The sequence below is a fragment of the Flavonifractor sp. An306 genome, assembly GCF_002159455.1.
In the GTDB taxonomy this organism is placed as follows: domain Bacteria; phylum Bacillota; class Clostridia; order Oscillospirales; family Oscillospiraceae; genus Flavonifractor.
Genome location: NZ_NFIQ01000070.1, coordinates 1 through 17462, shown reverse-complemented (window position 1 = coordinate 17462; position 17462 = coordinate 1). Strand labels below are relative to the sequence as shown.

Genomic DNA, 17462 nt, shown 5'->3' with positions numbered 1-17462 from the left:
CTTTTTTCGTATCCTGTTTGCACATGGCTTTGTCAGTATGTCAATATGGGGGTTCGGAAATGGCTTGAAAAAAGCGCAGAAAAACAAAAATACAAGTTGCGCAAAACCCCGAATCCATTGAGCCGCAAGGCTTTCCGGGCTGTATCTTTTTCGGCAACAAAAGACAAAAATCCGCTATTTTCGTGAGAAAATAGCGGATTTTTCTTGTTTTTTGTTATGAAATTCCGGGTCAAAAAAGTAGCCTCAAAAATTGACCACATAAATACCACAGTCAGGTTTTCTGTTTGACCACAGGAAGGGCGCTCCTTTTCATAAGGGAGCGCCCTTCTTTTGATTCGGGGGACGCATTGTCAACCCTGGCTAAGCGGCTTCTGCGAGGTTTGGCCGGAACCTTTTCCGGGGCCTTACCCTTGGCTGCCCCATCCTGGGCAGCTGTAAAATCCACCACCTTTCCAGCGAGGGTGGGATCTCCCATGCTGGGGATCGTGGTCTACTTCTCGTCCTTGCCCGGCTACGGTGCACTCTCTTCAAATGGAGCTGGAGTATCCTTATCTTTGGGGCCCTTCATTTTGACCGGAGCTGGCCGACCCTGCACAGGGGGATCAGCTTTGACGGGCTCCACCGTTCCCGGCTTGGGAGGCTCGTCTATCGTCCCAGCGTCGGGAATATTCTTTTTATCGTCAGCCACTTAAAAACCTCCCTCGTTTTGAAATAGAAAAGCCAGCTTGATGGCTGGCCTGTGGAGAATCCCCCCATTTTTTATTGGAACATATGAAAATACTGCCCTGAGTCCTATTAGGCGGTATTGGCCACAAAAGAAAATGTGTTAAATGGTTACCACATATTGAATGAATGTAAATTGCGTGCTAAACTGATTAAAATAAGGAGGTGATCGGATGAGCGTTCCTAAACTTACCAATGCAGAAGCTCGTAGGCTACTTGATATGACAAAGCGTTCTCTGATTGCCGAATTGGATTTCCCTACTCGTGGTGACGAGAAAGAATTTGATGTCATCGGAGATACTAAAAAGGATATTTTTTCAATAAAAATATACCGGGGAAAAATCCAACCGTTCAAGTACAACATTGGTGCTCGTATTAAAAAGGATGGGACAATGTTGTTGGAACTTCATATTAACCCGTCTAATGTTCACCGTAACCCAAATGGTGAAAAAATCTGTGGTAGCCATTGGCATATATACACGGAAGAATATGGACGTACTTATGCTTTTCCAGCAGAAGATATCCATGAAGATACTTTTGTAGACAACACAATCGCTTTTTTAACCAAGTTTAATGTTGTTGAGCAACCGAACATCAACTATCAACTCGAACTATTGTAATGGAAGGAGGGTTAATCTTGGATATTCAAAAACTTATTGATGATTACGCAGCATGGCTAAAGCAGGAGATCACATTCGAAAAAGTAGGAGAATATTACGAGATTACAACTCCTTATTTGGATAGTGCAAATGACTATCTTCAAATCTATGTGCGCCAAATTGGTGATGATATTTACTTTACAGATGATAGCGCTACAATTCGCAATTTGAAAATGGGGGGATTTCAATTCACGCCCACACGAAAAAAACATCTGCAACGGATCTTGAATCAGTATGGTGTAAGACTTGATGGCGATGAATTGATTTGTAAGACCCCTGCTAATTCTTTTGCACAGAAAAAGCATCTATTCATTCAAGCCATGTTGCGCATTGATGATATGTTCACTGTTTCTAAGGCTAAAGTGAGTTCTCTCTTTCTTGATGACATACAGGATTTTTTTGCAGAAAAAGATATTTTTTATTCGGAAAATGTTCAATTTGCAGGACTCTCTGGTTTTTCTCACAACTATGATTTCTTGTTGCAAAGAAGCAAAACAAAGCCAGAAAGGCTTTGTCAGGCCGTTAATAACCCAAACAAATCGAACATGGGAAATATTTTGTTTGCGTGGAATGACACCAAACCTGCAAGAAGGAACGATAGCCAGTTGATTGTAATTTTGAACGACCAAAATAATGTTGCCAAAGGGATCGAGGATGCATTTTTAAATTACGAAGCAAAAGTAGTTCGATGGAGCGAGCGTAACAAGGATAGCAATTTGGAATTGTTTGCTGCTTGTTAACCATCGATACTATCCGCAGGCCTTTTAATGGCAGCTAGGCCAAAAACCCGCTATTTTCGTAATAAAACGACAGATTTTTCTTGCTTTTTGTTGCGGAATTTCGGGTCAAAAATTGACCTCATAAATACCACAGTCAGGTTTTCTGTTTGACCACAGGAAGGGCACTCCTTTGCGAAAAGGAGCGCCCTTCTTTCGGCTGTAACGGCCTATGATTTGGGGCAGGTGCACGTCCTGCAAAAGCAGGCCTCCTCGTGAGAATTGATGACCCCTATCGCCTGGAGATAGGAATAGATAATGACCGTCCCAACGAACTTCATGCCCCGGCGCTTCAGGTCTCTGGAAACCGCATCTGAAAGCTCGGAGCTGACCTTGCCTGTCTCATAGACGGTGTTCCCCTCTGTCCAGTGCCAGAGGTAGCGGTCAAAGCTGCCCCACTCCTGCTGGATGGTTCGGAAAATCCGGGCGTTGTTCATGGCGGCACGGATTTTCAGTTTATTGCGGACAATGCCGGGCTCCTGCATTAGCCTCTCCAGCTTCTCCTGGCCGTAGCCGCAGACCTTCTCCAGGTCAAAGCCGTCAAAGGCCTGGCGGAAAGCCTCCCGCTTGTTGAGAATGCACTCCCAGGAGAGCCCAGCCTGGAAGCTCTCCAGGATCAGCATTTCAAACAACTTGTGGTCGTCGTGAATCGGGACGCCCCACTCCTCGTCGTGGTAGCGAATATACAGGGGATTCTTTGGGTTTGCCCAACTGCATCTGATTTTCTCCGTCATCCGTTTTTCCTCCCCGCTTGCCGGATTTCTCCCTGCAGCCGCTCCAAAAAGGCTGCGGCAGGGATGCCGTCCATCTGGGTGTGATGAAACTGGAAGGATACCGGCAAGGTGGCGCGCAGCCACTTTTTCCGGTATTTGCCCCAGATGAGAAATGGGTTATTGTAGCATCCGGCGTAGATATTCACCGCACCGTCGATCTCATACCCCGCCAGAGCAGAGGTTCCGATGACCATATAGTCCTCGCCCAATTCATAACTCTCTCCGCTCTCGTAAACCTGACCGGTGAGGCTTCGGTAGTCCCGGTCAAACTGCTCCAAGTCAGTGGAAACGGGAATGTCACAGGTGGCGATGCCGCCGTCCCGGGTTGCCACCACCGTATTGACAGCCAGCTTATCGTACTGCATTAGCTTGTCTCCCACTAGAAGCAGGTAGAAGTCCTCCGTCTGGACAGCAGCTACTCCGATACACCAGCACAGGAGCATATTGAATTTATAGTTCCGTTTCCGGCTGAGGCGCACCAACGGGGTCACATCCAGGGTCTTCATCAGGGTTACCATAGGCATGGGAGCCTTGCTCCACAGCTCAAAGGCCAGGGCCCGGGGTGTGCTTTGGGGATCAACTTCTCTCATATCCTTCTCCATCCTGTCCATCCGCTCTGGGGCGCGTTTCTGAAAGGGTAAGTATTATCATACCATGGCGACCATTGAGGTACAATCTGGAATTTGACACAACCGCCGTCCCAGTATGATTTTATCACCTCTGTTGTTGAGCCTCCGCCCGGACTTCATCATAGTACCGGCGCACCGTGGAGCGGTTCATGTGCAGTTCCCTGGCGATCCAGGTCTTGTTGGTTACATCCGGATGTTCCCGCAGGTAGACGGCGATGGCCTTCTTCCTGGGATTCACCCCGTCGGGATACTCCGTGCTCGCACCGGAGCGAAGGGCGGCGATCTCCGCCTTCATCTCCAGGATCAGCCCTTTGAGCTTCTCCTCGCACTCTTCCCGGGTATGGGCATAGACGTTGCGGGGCCGCTTTTTGCCGTCCGGCCACACCGGGGAGTAGCGGCCCTCCCAGAGGTGTTCGTTGATCTGGCTGACACACCCGGTGCCCGGCCTGCGGCGGGGCAGCTCTATGGGCACAAAGCTTTGCTGCTCCTGTCCGACAGCCGCCTGCCGCTCCGGCTCCGGCTGCACCTCCGCCTTTGCGATTCCCTGGTCGATGTTCAGGGCAGCTTTCCGGCGCATCTCATCGGTGATGTGGGTATAGGTGTTCAGTGTGGTCGCCGAGGAGACGTGGCCGATGATGGTGGAGAGGGTCTTCACATCCATCCCGCTTTCCAGGGACAGGGTGGCGAAAGTGTGGCGCAAGTCGTGAAATCTCACCCGTTTGCACCCTGCCCGTTCCAGAATCACCTGGAGCCGCTTGCGGACATAGCCGGGGTCGATGGGCTGGTCCGGCTTGATACGGGAGGGGAACATCAATTCAGAGAAGACGCCCCTTTTGTACTCCGCCAGCAGTTCCACCATGGCGGGCGGCAGGATGACGGTGCGGTTGGCCGCCCTGGTTTTGGGTTCGTTGATGACCAGCTTGCCGCCCACAGGGCAGACCTGCTTGTCGATACGCAGTTTCCCGGTGGCGAAGTCCAGGTCCTCCCATCGGAGGGCCAGCAGTTCGCCCCGGCGCATGCCGGTGGTCAGCTCCAGCAGGAAGAGCTCGTACATCCCCTCAGCCTTGGCCTGGATGAGGAAGCGTTGAATCTCCTCCTGGGTCAGGATCTTCATCTCTTTCCCCTTCAGGGGTGGGAGCTTGCAGCCCACCGCCGGGTTGGCGTGGATCAGCTTCTCCTCCACCGCCTTGTCCAGGGCCATCTGGCAGACGGCGTGGCACATCCGTACCATACGGTCGGACAGGCCCTTCCCATATTGTTCGGTGCGGACAAGCCGCCCCTCTTTTTTCAGATAGGCATAGAACTGTTGGAGATCCTTCTGACTCAGTTGGCACAGTGGGATACTGCCCAGTTGGGGGATGATGTGCTGGTAGATGGTGCTCTCATAATTTAACTGCGTGGTGGGGCGAAGGCCGGGCTTGAGATAGGTTTGATACCAGAAGTCCATCCACTCTCCGAAGGGCATATCGGCACAGATTTTTTCGGATTTGGTACCGCCCACTTCTTCCAACAGTTTGGCCAGTTTTTCCTGGCATTCCCGCTTGGTTTTGGCCAGCACATTTTTTGTCTTGGGCAGTCCCTTGTCATCATAGCCCACCACAGCCCGGCCTTCCCAGCGTCCGTCTTTTCGCTGCCTTATCGTGCTGATCGGACACCTCAACAAAGCCGCAGGAACGCAAATCACCTACCGGGGATTAGGGTCTATCGACATTACGGCGGCAGTCCGCAGTCTGCTCTTTATCGGCAAGCTGAAGGACAGCCCCACAACGAGGGTGCTGATCCATGAGAAAAGCTCCCTTGCGCCGCCCGGACAGTCCCTTGCCTTTTCTCTGGGAGATGAGAAAGGTTTTGAGTGGATAGGGGCTTATGACATTACCGCTGACGAGCTTCTTGCCGGGACAGACACCGCCAAGACCGAGAGCAAGACCGCACAGGCGCAAATGCTCATTCTGGAACTGCTTGCGGACGGAAAGCGTATGCCGAGCGCAGAGTTGGAAAAGGCAGTCAATGAGCGTGGGATTTCTTCACGCACCATGAGAACGGCGAAGAGCCGTATCGGGGACAGACTTGTGACCGAGAAAGATGGCACAGCATGGGTCTGCTATCTCCGAGACTGACAACAGGAACACGGCAAGCGTGGCAAAGACGGCAAGGGTTTTATAGATACCTTAATGTTGCCGCCTTGCCTTGTTCCCTCATACTGACACCGCTCGATGATGAACAGTCACCGGGCATTTTTCATTTACAGGAGGATTTTGAATGAACAATACCGCAACCAACACCGCCCCTTGCCCGACTGTCAGAAAGCAGATCGGAAAGACAACCTATATCGTCCGTGTGCATTTCAGCCAGACCGCAAAAGAGACGATGGAGGACAAAATCAAGCGTCTGCTTCGTGAGGAAGTCCGCAAAATGTAACTTCTTTTTGAATTTGATGAAAAAGTCCTTGACTTTTCGTCTCTGGCAAAACCGCCAAGAGCATCCTGATTTCCTGTGGCGCACGCCTTGCCGTGTTCGACATTGCGGAGCTGCGGGAGGTCACGGCCTACGATGAGCTGGAACTGGATACCCTGGGAGACCGGCGAACCGCTCTGTTCCTCATTATGAGTGACACAGACGATAGCTTTAACTTCCTGATTTCCATGTGCTACACCCAGCTATTCAACCTCTTATGCGAAAAGGCGGACGATGTGTACGGCGGGCGGCTGCCGGTCCATGTGCGGTGCCTGATTGATGAGTGCGCCAACATCGGCCAGATACCCCGGTTGGAAAAGCTGGTGGCAACCATCCGCAGCCGTGAGATCTCCGCCTGCCTGGTATTGCAGGCACAATCCCAGCTCAAAGCCATCTACAAGGACAACGCCGATACCATCATCGGCAACATGGATACCTCTATCTTCCTGGGCGGCAAGGAGCCAACCACCCTCAAGGAGTTGGCCGCCGTGCTGGGCAAGGAAACCATTGACACCTACAACACCGGCGAAAACCGGGGGCGGGAAACTTCCCACTCACTCAATTACCAAAAACTCGGAAAAGAGCTTATGAGCCAGGATGAACTGGCCGTCATGGACGGCGGCAAGTGCATCCTCCAGCTGCGTGGTGTGCGGCCTTTCCTCTCGGACAAGTACGACATCACCAAGCACCCCAACTTCAAGTTCACAGCCGATGCGGACCCCAAGAACGCCTTTGACATTGAGGCGTTTTTGTCCACCCGGCTCAAACCTAAGCCCAATGAGGTCTACGACGTATACGAAGTGGACGCAGAGGGCGCGTAAATCTGTTCCGCTGAGAAAGACCTGCTAATAAAAGTCAAGTAGAAATTTCAGATTTTTAGGGAGGCGAAAAAATGCAATACAAAATCAAGCCGCTGAGCATCTCAAAATTAAAACGGCGGCCAGCCAGATGGTATAGAGTGTAAAAATCAGTCGTGCTCCAGGGATTCCAAGTAGGCTTTCACAGAAGCGTAGTAGATGCGCAGGAACTTGTTGGCAGAGGCCATCATGTAGACACGATATGGCTTGCCTTCAGAGCGTTTCTTGTCCATGAACTGGTACACCGGCTCGTCTATTGGAGCACATTGCAGGATGACGCTCATCACCAGAAAGAGCGTCCTGCGCAGTGAGGCAGATCCTCGCTTGGAAATGCTACGGCTACGGACATCTATTTGACCGGATTGGTAGGGCGGGGCGTCAATACCCGCAAAGGCAACCAACGCTTTTTTGGAATGAAAACGGCGTACATCGCCAATTTCAGCCAGGAGTTGAGGGCCGAGGGTTGGGCCAACACCAAACATCCCCATCACTACAGGATACTCCGGCAGAGAAGCTGCCAGGGATTGCATCTCCTGTTTGAGAGCAGCTAACGCGGAAGAAGTTGTCTGGAGTTGAGAAATGGCCTGTTCTACCAAAAGTTTTGCCGTATCCGTTTTCGGTATGACACCGAAGTGTCTGCAAGCAGAGGCATAAATATCCAGCGCCTTATCCTCGCTGAAATTGTAGCCGTGCTTTCTGCACCACTTCTGGTATTGGGTAGTAAAGGCCTTCTCAGACCGGCCACAAACGCACTCGCAATGCCAAAAAGTAGCGACAAAGTCCACCCACTTCTCGCTGCCATCGGCGCGGGGCGGACTGGTAAACAAGCGATTTGCGTCTGGGAAGGTGGTGTCCAGCAGGGAGATCAGGTTATTCTTCAGCATGGTCTGAACTTTGGAATACTGTTGGTACTGCCGGTAGCAGATTTTCAGCATGAGTCGGGTATCCTCCTCCGGGATATATCTCGGCAATGTGAGCCAGTGGTCAAGACCGTAGTTGGCCAGCTTTACGGCATCCTTTTTGTCGGTTTTGGCCCGTCTTAAACTGTTGTTTCCGTAGTCATGCACCAGCATTGCATTGACTACCGAGACATAAAGGCCCGCGTCGTGGAGCAGCCAGGCCACCGGAGCATGGTAATTACCCGTGGATTCCATCACCACACGGGTCTCGCCGTCCAGGCTTTTGAGCAGTCCTGCCAGCTCGCTCAGTTCATTGGCGGTGTGACGTACTTCAAAGGGTGAAACCACTACCTCTCCGAAGGGCCGCATGACTGCAATCATGCTCTTACCCTTGGAAACATCGATGCCAACGCAGTTCATTCACATTCCTCCAATACAAAGAATCTGCAACCGGAATCCATCTTTTCTCGCTGCCGATTCAATCTATTGTGTGACACGAACTCTCCGACATCCGGTGGTTCAACCTGCTTAAATCGAACGCTGCAACGAGAGGATGGCTAACAGTCTTTCACACGGACATACAAGCCCAAGGAGTGATTGGTCAGCCAGTTGCTCCTCTCATTGTAGCTTAGGCACGAGATGGAGGGAAAGCCGGACTGGCTGTCCGGCTTTCCTGTCCAAATTTATTGTAATAGGAGTGATCGTATCTACTCGCCGCAACTGCCTCTTTTGAGGCCATTGGCGTACAAAGCGGACAATCACCAAAAAATAATGAAAAAGGAGGACAGCCGGAATCAGCCCCCTGGAAACCGGGCGGCAGATTGTTCCGGCTTTTGTATGCCTATGAACCATGACTAACCAACTTTTCAAATGATTCCGGCTAACTATTCTTTATGGCATTTTTTAACCAGGCTATCACCGTTCTTCAGACCCTCGTTATCGCCCTCGGCGCTGGTCTCGGCGTGTGGGGTGTCATCAACCTGCTGGAAGGTTACGGAAATGACAACCCCGGCGCGAATGCTCATGTGCCATAAAGTAACACACAAGAATTGATAGATACCAGCCCACTATTCCCCAATTTTTATTATGGCAGTAAGCAGCTAATGATATTTTAACGCTTGTGTATTCTTTTGAGCAAATGTTATTAGCGGTTGACAGATTTCCAACCCTTATTGGTAGAATGTTAGGCCTCAATTTTGTTATAATTAAGCCACCACAAAAGCAAAAAAGGAGTGCTGGATATGAATTTTAATGAGAAATTGATTTCTTTGAGAAAAAGCAAAGGACTATCCCAAGAAGAACTGGGAGCAGAATTGAATGTGACAAGACAGACAATTTCAAAATGGGAAAGCGGTCAATCTTATCCCGATTTTCAACGGTTGGTATTGTTGAGTGACTTCTTTGGCTTGACGTTAGATGAACTCGTCAAGGACATTGATGTGCAGGAAGTCCGGGAAAAAAACTTAAATAGCGAAAGGCTAAATTCCATATACAGTGATGTGGAAAACGCAAAGAAAATCATAAAATGGGGCGCTATCATCGGAGGCTGCATTGCTGCTGTTCTTCTGATTGTCGTGATTGTTTTGATTTTTAGCTTTGTATATTGACAGTCATATTTTAAGAAAGGGTATGGGGCATGGGCCAAGAATATTTATTACAAGTGCAAAATGTAACGAAACAGTATGGAGAGAAAATCGCCTTGAATGATTTTTCTATGGATATTTGTCAGGGCGAAATTGTTGCACTGATTGGAGAGAATGGCGCTGGAAAAACAACGCTATTAAATATCATTTGCGGATACTGCAAACCAAGTGCCGGTCAAGTGCAGTATAAAGGGAAAAATATCGTTGCAAACCCATTGATAACACGGGAATTTGGCGTTTTGATTGAACCGCAGTTTTTGGATTATATTTCTGCGGAAGAAAACCTACGGTTGCTTTCACAACTGACTAACCAAAAACAGGACATACGGATTAAGGAACTGCTGGAAAAGACAGAACTTTATAGCAGCCGTAAAAAGAAAGTCAAAGAATTTTCTTTTGGTATGAAGCAGCGGCTCGGTCTATGTCAGTGTTTACTTACAGAAGTCGGCTTTCTGATTTTAGATGAACCCTTTGTTGGCCTTGATCCAATCGGCAAGGAGCTTTTCAAACAGACCATTTTGGATATGGCACATAAACAGAATGTACCGGTATTATTTTCAAGCCATGATTTAGATGATGTAGATGAAATTTGCGATAGAGTGGTTATGATTTCAAAAGGCAATAAGCAGTTAGACCAGCCCCTCGAACATAAGCAGACTTATACCGTCAAGATCGAATGTACAATTTCTGATGATATAAAACGGTCGCTTATGGAAAAATGTGGCGAATTAAGTTTCTTTGAGGATAAGATTATGTTTCAGGACGAAACGCTTATTATAGATATTCAGAAGATTTTGCTGCAAAAAGGTCATTATATTTGTGGTTTCTCCGTCCAAAAAAATAATCTCAAAAGCCTGTTTGGAATGGAGGGATAAGAATGAATACTCTTGCAATTATCACGAAAATAGAATTAAAGAAACTATTCCAAAGAAAAGATTCGTGGCTCATGTTTACAATTTTGCTTGTGCCAATTTTATATTCCGTTGGTTTAGCTTCTAATTCAGATGTTATCACATATACGGGCGCAGGTAATATAACGGCCATAGGCTTTGCCAGTGCAATGTTTCAGATGAGCCAGTCTATGTTTATTTTCAATGTGATTTTATCTGCAATCGTTGGAAGAAGTTTAGCGTCAGAAATTGAGAATAAGAGTATCCGTTTGTATGTAAATCGTATTGGTGTCCGAAAATTGATTTATGGAGGTAAGGAATTAGCACTGTTGATTTTTTCCGTATTCATAGACATTTTACTGGTTTTAACGAGTATCGCATTTTACTATGCTGTGCTTATCCATAATCCAAAAGTTGCAAGCGGAATATTCTATGATAGTAATGTAGGTATGGAAATTGTGCAAATCGTTTGTAATTGCATATTTTGGCTGATAACGATTTTTCTTGTAATGCTAATGGCAACAAAGCTGAAAACTCTTGTATGCGTGGGTGTGTATATGATTCTGTACATCATAATGAATTTGATGTCTTATATAGACGGGATAAAATATCTTTCGCCATTACACTATGTCGTTGCAGTTTCCTCAAATAGCCCACAAATCACGTTCTCCATAATACTTTTTTTCCTTTATGCGATTTGTGTGGGGATATTGTTTACACACATTGGTATTCGCAAGATTGAGAAAATGGATTTGTAAAAGAAATAGCAAAGCCAGCCGAGCCAGTCAACGGTCAAGATGAACGGCGCGTATCGCGCCGCCGTTGACAGCCCCGCGCCGCCTTTGCAGATAGGCAATCAAGGGGCGACAGCAAGGAGTGCTGCCGCCCCGCACTATTATTCAGAGAGGGGGGATTTCCATGACCGAAGATGAAGCCTACAAAGTGCATATCCAGTACACCTTTAACGCCTTTTGTAAGATCGTCATTCGTCACGCAGCCATAGATAAAATCTTGAATCTACGCCGGAGGTGGGAACGGGAAGTTTCCCTTGACTATCTGATGAATGAGAAGTTTGTTCAGCTTGCCGAGCCGGAGCAGCTTGAAGAATATTTTTTTACCGCTTGCGGCCAGACCGCCGTTCTGTACCATGCGGAACTTGCCGCCGCCCTTGCCCTCTTACCGGAGCAGGCACAGGAAGAAATTTTCCGCTACTATTTCCTGCGCCAGCCGCAGCGAGTGATCGGCGTACATATCGGCCGGACACGCAGCGCTGCGGGGCGACATATCCAGCTTGCCTTGCAGCGGTTACGGCGGCTCATGGAGGAAAACCGCTATGAGTAAACTTCTCCCCTATGAAACAATCGTCAAAGCCTATGAGGGCGACCCGGACGCAATAAACACCGTCCTTTCCCACTACGCCGGATATATCCGCTACTGTTCCAAAGTACACGGGCAGGTCAACGCCGAGGTTGAGGAATATGTGAAGCAGAAGCTAACCGCCGCGCTATTCAAGTTTCGCTTTGACCGATAAGCTAAAAAACCGAATACCAGCCGCCCACCGGCGGCCAGCGAAAGCAGTAAGTCTGAAAAAGATTTGCTGCTTTTTTGTTGTCCATTTGGCAAAATCGCAAAGTCACCCGTAGTAGGTAGGTGAAGCCGGAAAAAAGCTGCCTGCCCCGTTTGGCAGATTTCAAAATGCGGTGTTGTGGGGAGTGAAAGGAAAATTCTCTGCCCCGCCGGTTGCCAAAATCCCCTTTCCCGTATTACAGAAGCGAAAGGAAATTTGAAAAAATCCCCGGCCAGCGGGTAGCTGGCGGCCTTTCAAATGTATCTTTGGCGAAAGGGAAAAAGGCCGCGCACAGCGGGCTGGAAGCCCCGCCCCGTTCGCTCTATGTACGGAAAAACCCGGACAGGGGCAGTCTGCTACTTACTTAGAGCAAGTTTCTACCACGGTGCCAAAATCCGCAATTCTGCGGTTTTTGTCCCTCGCGGGAAACTTGTTGGGGAGTGCCTTCCCCAAACCCTGCTATGCGGCTTGCGCCGCTTAAAAATCCTCAAAACCTTTTTTCGGATTTTTTCAAAAACAGTTCCGCTTTGCACCCTGTTTTTCTCCTATTCGTGGGAGGACGCCACGCACAGAAAGGAGGTCTACCGACCATGAAACGCTATAACACGCCCCACCGCAGCCGCGTTGTGAAAACCCGACTGTCCGAAGATGAATACGCCGACTTCACAGCGCGGCTTGCGCCCTATGGTATCAGCCAGTCCGAATTTCTCCGGCAGGCGATACGGCGCACCACCATACGCCCCGTTATCCATGTGTCGGCGGTTAATGATGAACTGCTCTCCGCTGTTGGAAAGCTGGCCGCCGAGTACGGCAGGATCGGCGGCAACCTCAACCAGATAGCCCGGTATCTGAACGAGTACGGCGCACCCTACAACGCCCTCTCCGGCGAGGTACGCGCTGCCATAGCCGACCTTGCCGCCCTCAAGTATGAAGTCTTACAGAAAGTAGGTGACGCGGTTGGCAAGCCGCCCGCCCTCTATGACCTGACTACGCTCCAGCGGGACGCCAACCGGCTGTTGGGGTTCACCGCCCAGCAAACCCTGGACTACCTGCAAAGCCTGTATGAAAAGAAGCTATGCACCTATCCCCGGACGGACAGCCGCTATCTGACTTCGGATATGGCGGCGGGATTGCCGGAGCTGGTCCGGCTCACTGCCGGGGCGCTGCCCTTTGCCGTTGGTATGGAGCTTGCCTGCAATGCGGCCCAGGTCATCAACGACAAGAAAGTGACCGACCACCATGCGGTGATCCCCACACGCAACCTCCAGGATTCGGACCTTTCCGGCCTGCCGGTGGACGAAAAGGCGGTGCTGGAGCTGGTAGCCTTGCGGCTGCTGTGCGCTGTGGCCCAGCCCTATACTTTTGCGGAAACCGCCGTTTCTGTGGAGTGCGCCGGTGCGGAGTTTACCGCCAAGGGAAAAACGGTAAAGCGCCCTGGCTGGCGGGCGCTGGACGCTGCCTACCGCGCCGAGCTGAAAAATGCGGAGCCGGAAACCGAGGACAAGGCCCTGCCGGAGCTGACGGAAGGCCAAACGCTGCCCCTGTCCGGCGCTGCCGTTAAGGAGGGCAAGACCACCCCGCCCAAACACTTCACCGAGGATACGCTGCTTTCTGCAATGGAGACCGCCGGAAAGGACGATATGCCGGAGGACGCCGAGCGCAAGGGCCTGGGGACCCCGGCCACCCGCGCTGGGATTCTGGAAAAACTGGTGGCCACCGGCTTCCTGGAGCGGAAAAAGAGCAAGAAAACCGTACAGCTCCTGCCGTCCCATGATGCGGTATCCCTTATCACCGTGCTGCCGGAGCAGCTGCAATCACCTCTGCTGACCGCCGAGTGGGAGTACCGGCTGGGTGAGATCGAGCGCGGCGAGCTGGCCCCGGAGGACTTTATGGCCGGGATCAGTGCCATGCTTCAAGAGCTGGTGGGAACCTATCAGGTCATCAAGGGGACCGAGTACCTGTTCGCGCCGCCCCGCGAAGTGGTGGGCAAATGCCCCCGCTGCGGTGGCGATGTGGTGGAGCTGCAAAAGGGATTCTTCTGCCAGAACGAGGGCTGCAAATTCGCCATCTGGAAAAACAACAAGTGGTGGGAGTTGAAGCACAAGCAGCCCACCAAGGCCATCGTGACGGCGCTGCTCAAAGATGGCCGCGCCCATGTGAGCGGTCTGTACTCCGAGAAAACCGGCAAGACCTACGACGCCACCGTGGTTCTCGATGATGACGGCAAATATGCCAACTTCAAGCTGGATTTTAACCAGCAGAAAGGCGGCAAACGATGAAGCTCTCCCTCCATGAACAGGAAACCATCATCCTCTACAACCAGGCTGAGGCCACCGCTGAGGTCTATACCCATGATCCCCGGCTGTTAGAGAAGCTGCGGCGGCTGGCGGAGAAATACCCGGACCAGATCGTGAAAAAGGACCGGCAGACCTTTCTCGTCCCGAAACGCTGCGTGTCGATACGGGAGCCATACAGCGCCGAGCGCCGCAAGGCAGCCAGTGAGCGGGCCAAGGCTGCCGGGTACAGACCGCCCGCCAAAAGGTCCGATCCATGAAAGACAACGAGATCTGAAGCGGTAAACAGGAAGCTGCTTCCCATTTTTCCTCGCAAGTGCTACAATGAAATCAAATATTTAGAAACCTTTTCAATGAATCGAAAGGGATGGTACAAAAGTGGATGGAAAATGGGGAAGATTTGCGTGGCGTATGGAACATGGTACAGATTTAATTCATCCAGATGATTTAGAAAATTTTAAAAAAGAAGCACATAATTGTAAAGTGTTCGAGTGTATTGAAGAAGGCGAATATTTGACATTGAGATATGGTAATAAGCATTATAGAGTAAAAAATAAATTATTTGCTCCTGTGCCAAGCCCTAAATTTAATTTTGGTGAAAAAGTAATCTTAAAAGGCAAAAATATTGAAGCAATCATAACGGACATAATGTGGCATATAAATAACCGTGAGCATTATTATTATGTTACTATTGGAAAAAAGAAACATAGCAAAAGATTTTTTGAATCAGAACTATCTAAAGTTGATCAGAATGAAAATCTTCAACAATATACGTGAAGCATTTGAACCTGTTACAACAGATATATTCGGTGGAATAAATATCATAGCAAACTATGAATTCAATAGATAGTTAAGGAACGGAAACAGTTTAACAACAGAACACCATCTATACAGGCGTGGCCAGCAAGCCGCGCCTTTCCCATACCAAAAACTGAATACGAAACCCACCAACCGGCGCTTGCCATTTTCCTTGTGAGAATGACAGGCGCTTTTCTTATGTTCAGGAGGAACCGCCTTTGAATGTTTTTGAAGCCGTAAAACAGTTCGTCACTGTCAGAGAAGCAGCGGAAATGTATGGGATTGAGGTCAAGCGGAACGGCATGGCCTGCTGCCCGTTTCACGATGACAAAAATCCCAGTATGAAACTGAATGAGGAATATTTCTGCTGCTTCGGCTGTGGGGCAACTGGCGATGTGATCGACTTCGCCGCACGGCTCTACAATCTGTCCCCTAAGGAGGCTGCTGAAAAGCTGGCCCAGGATTTTGGCCTGACCTATGACAGTCAGGCACCTCCCCGGAGGCGCTATGTCCGACAGAAAACCGAAGCGCAGAAATTCAAGGAGGATCGGGACCATAGCTGGCGCGTCCTGGCCGACTACTATCATCTGCTTCAAAAGTGGGAAACCGACTATTCCCCCAAAACACCGGAGGAAAATCCACACCCCCGGTTTATGGAAGCAGTCCAGAGAAAGGAGTATGTAGGCTATCTACTGGACTTTTTCCTGGAGGACAGCCCGGAGGAACAAAAACTGTGGATTGCCGAACATCAGTCAGAAATTGCCGATTTGGAAAGGAGAGTGAAATTCATGGCTGATAAGCCCACCAACCGGGAACGGTTGCAGGAAATCACGGCAGGAATTGAACAGGGCATCAAGGAGCTGTTTGAGAGTGAGAAATACATGCGCTACCTGTCCGTCATGTCCAAGTTCCACCGCTACTCGGTGAACAACACCATGCTCATCTATATGCAGCGCCCGGACGCCACCCTGGTGGCCGGGTTCAACAAGTGGAAAAATCAGTTTGAGCGCCATGTGAAAAAGGGCGAGCATGGCATTACCATCATCGCCCCCACGCCCTACAAAAAGAAGATTGAGGAAATGAAGCGCGACCCGGATACCCAGGCCCCTATTCTGGACGCGGACGGCAAGGCAGTTATGGAGGAAAAGGAAATCGAGATTCCCATGTTCCGCCCGGTCAAGGTGTTCGATGTGAGCCAGACTGACGGAAAGCCCCTGCCGGAGCTGGCCTCCAGCCTGTCCGGTACGGTGCCGCACTATGAGGTGTTCCTGGAGGCGCTGCGCCGCTCCGCCCCGGTCCCCATCGAGTTTGAGCCGATGGCCGAGAGCATGGATGGCTATTTTTCCTCCGAGCAGCAGCGGATCGCCATCCGGGAAGGCATGAGCGAGGTGCAGACCATTTCCGCTGCCGTTCACGAGATTGCCCACAGCAAGCTCCACGATCCCAAAAAGTATGAAGTGCAGGAGTCTTGGAAAATCGTCATGGATGGTGGCGGCGGCCCGTTAAGAGATTTTTACTCTGGATTTGCAACCGAAGCTGAGGCGGAACAGTTTGCCGATGAAATGGGTTGGCGTTATCTGGATGAGAACCAATTCGAGTGGCGGCTGTATGTCGAGGAAGATGATTATGAGCTTCTGCGGGCCGCTAAGAACCGCAACACCGAAGAAGTGGAGGCCGAGAGTGTCTCCTATGCGGTCTGTCAGTATTTCGGGATTGAGACTGGCGAAAACAGCTTTGGCTATATTGCAACCTGGAGTAAGGGCAAAGAACTGGATGAGCTGAAAGCAAGCCTGGAGACCATCAACAAAACTTCCGGTGAGCTGATCGACCACATCGAGCGGAACTACAAAGAAATCTGTAAAGAGCGCGGCATTGACCTGACCACTGCGCCGGAGCCGGAACAGCCTGCCCCAGCTGAGCCGGTGGTGGAGTATCGTGTACTTCCGAACCAGCATTCTGTCAATGAACTGGATCGCAGCGTGATCCAGGCATATACCGTTCAAGGGAAAAACGAGATTCCCGGCGATGTGCTGGGGGCTGGAAGGACAGAAAAATGCACGGAGCTTGCAGGCCAGCTCAACAGCGGAGATGTCCATGCAGCGCAAGTCAAAGAACAGTTGGCCGCCGAGCTTGGCCGCTGGCACTGCTACATCATTCCTGACATTATGACATGGAACTCTGCTGCGGGCGGCAATAAACCCCGCACCCCCATTGAGTTTTATGACAGCTATGAACAGGCCCTGGCCCGATTCCGGGAACTCCGGCCCCAGGAGTATAACAGTGAGATTGCGATCAATCCGCAAACCGACACCCCATTCCCCCGACTGACCTTTGGTATGCCCCATCTGCGGAGGGAGGAACGGCGTTCTTTTCGCCGCGCCTCCCTCCGCTTTTTCTTTTTGCCCGTATCCTTGCCATTTGACAGAGATTGTTTCATAATGGCTTTAGAATCAAGTTGGAGGTGACGTTCTGTGGGAATGATATTGGGTCTATTGAAGCT

General features: G+C 50.3%; 15 protein-coding genes and 5 pseudogenes. 16 read left to right on the top strand and 4 right to left on the bottom strand.

Annotation, left to right across the window (positions count from 1 at the left end; translation table 11 throughout):
• The 3 genes from B5F88_RS21125 to B5F88_RS15155 all read left to right on the top strand — a co-directional run.
• Positions 1-186: hypothetical protein (locus B5F88_RS21125; RefSeq protein ID WP_204246254.1), on the top strand; the 186-nt coding region annotated here is incomplete at its 5' end.
• A 710-nt stretch (positions 187-896) separates the two neighbouring features.
• On the top strand, positions 897-1343 hold the full coding sequence (locus B5F88_RS15160) for a hypothetical protein (protein ID WP_087347816.1): 447 nt from the start codon (positions 897-899) through the stop codon (positions 1341-1343).
• A 17-nt stretch (positions 1344-1360) separates the two neighbouring features.
• Positions 1361-2122 carry a DUF1829 domain-containing protein gene (locus B5F88_RS15155; RefSeq protein WP_162612203.1) on the top strand — a complete coding sequence of 254 codons (762 nt, stop codon included), beginning with the start codon at positions 1361-1363 and terminating at the stop codon, positions 2120-2122.
• A 206-nt stretch (positions 2123-2328) separates the two neighbouring features.
• On the opposite strand, the gene B5F88_RS15150 is transcribed toward B5F88_RS15155, so the two are convergent.
• The 3 genes from B5F88_RS15150 to B5F88_RS15140 all read right to left on the bottom strand — a co-directional run bounded on the left by B5F88_RS15150 (position 2329) and on the right by B5F88_RS15140 (position 5160).
• Entirely contained in the window at positions 2329-2892 is a 564-nt protein-coding gene (locus B5F88_RS15150) for a DNA-3-methyladenine glycosylase I (protein WP_087347812.1), read from the bottom strand.
• Positions 2889-3521, bottom strand: a complete 633-nt coding sequence (locus B5F88_RS15145) for a CatA-like O-acetyltransferase, family 2 (RefSeq protein WP_087347818.1) — start codon at positions 3519-3521, stop codon at positions 2889-2891. Before B5F88_RS15145 ends, B5F88_RS15150 begins: the two co-directional genes overlap by 4 nt.
• Positions 3522-3645: 124 nt before the next feature.
• Positions 3646-5160: a site-specific integrase gene (locus tag B5F88_RS15140; RefSeq protein WP_087347810.1), complete on the bottom strand. Its 1515-nt coding sequence runs from the start codon at positions 5158-5160 to the stop codon at positions 3646-3648.
• 37 nt (positions 5161-5197) lie between these two features.
• Between B5F88_RS15140 and B5F88_RS15135 the strand changes: the two are divergent.
• The 3 genes and pseudogenes from B5F88_RS15135 to B5F88_RS15125 form a co-directional block, all read left to right on the top strand.
• A pseudogene (locus B5F88_RS15135) lies at positions 5198-5677 on the top strand (topoisomerase); the annotation flags it as partial.
• Positions 5678-5819: 142 nt separating this feature from the next.
• Entirely contained in the window at positions 5820-5978 is a 159-nt protein-coding gene (locus tag B5F88_RS15130; RefSeq protein ID WP_009243220.1) for a transposon-encoded TnpW family protein, read from the top strand.
• Between the two features lie 41 nt (positions 5979-6019).
• Positions 6020-6835, top strand: a pseudogene (locus B5F88_RS15125) (TraG/TraD/VirD4 family protein); the annotation flags it as partial.
• Between the two features lie 146 nt (positions 6836-6981).
• On the opposite strand, the gene B5F88_RS15120 reads toward B5F88_RS15125, so the two are convergent.
• The gene (locus B5F88_RS15120) at positions 6982-8190 is read right to left on the bottom strand and encodes an IS110-like element ISEnfa110 family transposase (RefSeq protein WP_002382856.1); all 1209 of its coding nucleotides are present in this window, start codon (positions 8188-8190) and stop codon (positions 6982-6984) included.
• Positions 8191-8663: 473 nt separating this feature from the next.
• Between B5F88_RS15120 and B5F88_RS15115 the strand changes: the two are divergent.
• The 10 genes and pseudogenes from B5F88_RS15115 to B5F88_RS15075 form a co-directional block, all read left to right on the top strand.
• Positions 8664-8792, top strand: a pseudogene (locus tag B5F88_RS15115) (Maff2 family protein); the annotation flags it as partial.
• A gap of 219 nt (positions 8793-9011) precedes the next feature.
• Positions 9012-9377, top strand: coding sequence for a helix-turn-helix transcriptional regulator (locus B5F88_RS15110; protein ID WP_087347806.1), 366 nt, complete (start codon positions 9012-9014; stop codon positions 9375-9377).
• Positions 9378-9406: 29 nt separating this feature from the next.
• Positions 9407-10288 (top strand): ABC transporter ATP-binding protein, encoded by an 882-nt coding sequence (locus B5F88_RS15105; RefSeq protein ID WP_087347805.1) that lies wholly within the window; start codon positions 9407-9409, stop codon positions 10286-10288.
• A 2-nt stretch (positions 10289-10290) separates the two neighbouring features.
• Positions 10291-11061 carry a hypothetical protein gene (locus B5F88_RS20320; RefSeq protein ID WP_140402140.1) on the top strand — a complete coding sequence of 257 codons (771 nt, stop codon included), beginning with the start codon at positions 10291-10293 and terminating at the stop codon, positions 11059-11061.
• Between the two features lie 160 nt (positions 11062-11221).
• On the top strand, positions 11222-11644 hold the full coding sequence (locus tag B5F88_RS15100) for an RNA polymerase subunit sigma-70 (RefSeq protein WP_087347803.1): 423 nt from the start codon (positions 11222-11224) through the stop codon (positions 11642-11644).
• Complete coding sequence (locus B5F88_RS15095; RefSeq protein WP_087347801.1) at positions 11637-11834, top strand: helix-turn-helix domain-containing protein; 198 nt, start codon at positions 11637-11639, stop codon at positions 11832-11834. Before B5F88_RS15100 ends, B5F88_RS15095 begins: the two co-directional genes overlap by 8 nt.
• A gap of 998 nt (positions 11835-12832) precedes the next feature.
• Positions 12833-14149: pseudogene (locus tag B5F88_RS15085) on the top strand (DNA topoisomerase); the annotation flags it as partial.
• On the top strand, positions 14146-14424 hold the full coding sequence (locus B5F88_RS15080; RefSeq protein ID WP_087347799.1) for an immunoglobulin: 279 nt from the start codon (positions 14146-14148) through the stop codon (positions 14422-14424). The pseudogene B5F88_RS15085 and the gene B5F88_RS15080, both read left to right, overlap by 4 nt.
• 118 nt (positions 14425-14542) lie before the next feature.
• Entirely contained in the window at positions 14543-14941 is a 399-nt protein-coding gene (locus tag B5F88_RS20315; RefSeq protein WP_140402139.1) for a hypothetical protein, read from the top strand.
• A gap of 239 nt (positions 14942-15180) precedes the next feature.
• A pseudogene (locus B5F88_RS15075) lies at positions 15181-16842 on the top strand (CHC2 zinc finger domain-containing protein); the annotation flags it as partial.
• Between the last annotated feature and the right edge of the window lie 620 nt (positions 16843-17462).

Coding starts and splice junctions, on each gene's coding strand:
- B5F88_RS20320 (WP_140402140.1), top strand. CDS start 10,291: ATGAATACTCTTGCAATTATCACGAAAATAGAATTAAAGAAACTATTC.
- B5F88_RS15160 (WP_087347816.1), top strand. CDS start 897: ATGAGCGTTCCTAAACTTACCAATGCAGAAGCTCGTAGGCTACTTGAT.
- B5F88_RS15080 (WP_087347799.1), top strand. CDS start 14,146: ATGAAGCTCTCCCTCCATGAACAGGAAACCATCATCCTCTACAACCAG.
- B5F88_RS15120 (WP_002382856.1), bottom strand. CDS start 8,190: ATGAACTGCGTTGGCATCGATGTTTCCAAGGGTAAGAGCATGATTGCA.
- B5F88_RS15145 (WP_087347818.1), bottom strand. CDS start 3,521: ATGAGAGAAGTTGATCCCCAAAGCACACCCCGGGCCCTGGCCTTTGAG.
- B5F88_RS15100 (WP_087347803.1), top strand. CDS start 11,222: ATGACCGAAGATGAAGCCTACAAAGTGCATATCCAGTACACCTTTAAC.
- B5F88_RS15110 (WP_087347806.1), top strand. CDS start 9,012: ATGAATTTTAATGAGAAATTGATTTCTTTGAGAAAAAGCAAAGGACTA.
- B5F88_RS15095 (WP_087347801.1), top strand. CDS start 11,637: ATGAGTAAACTTCTCCCCTATGAAACAATCGTCAAAGCCTATGAGGGC.
- B5F88_RS15150 (WP_087347812.1), bottom strand. CDS start 2,892: ATGACGGAGAAAATCAGATGCAGTTGGGCAAACCCAAAGAATCCCCTG.
- B5F88_RS15130 (WP_009243220.1), top strand. CDS start 5,820: ATGAACAATACCGCAACCAACACCGCCCCTTGCCCGACTGTCAGAAAG.
- B5F88_RS15105 (WP_087347805.1), top strand. CDS start 9,407: ATGGGCCAAGAATATTTATTACAAGTGCAAAATGTAACGAAACAGTAT.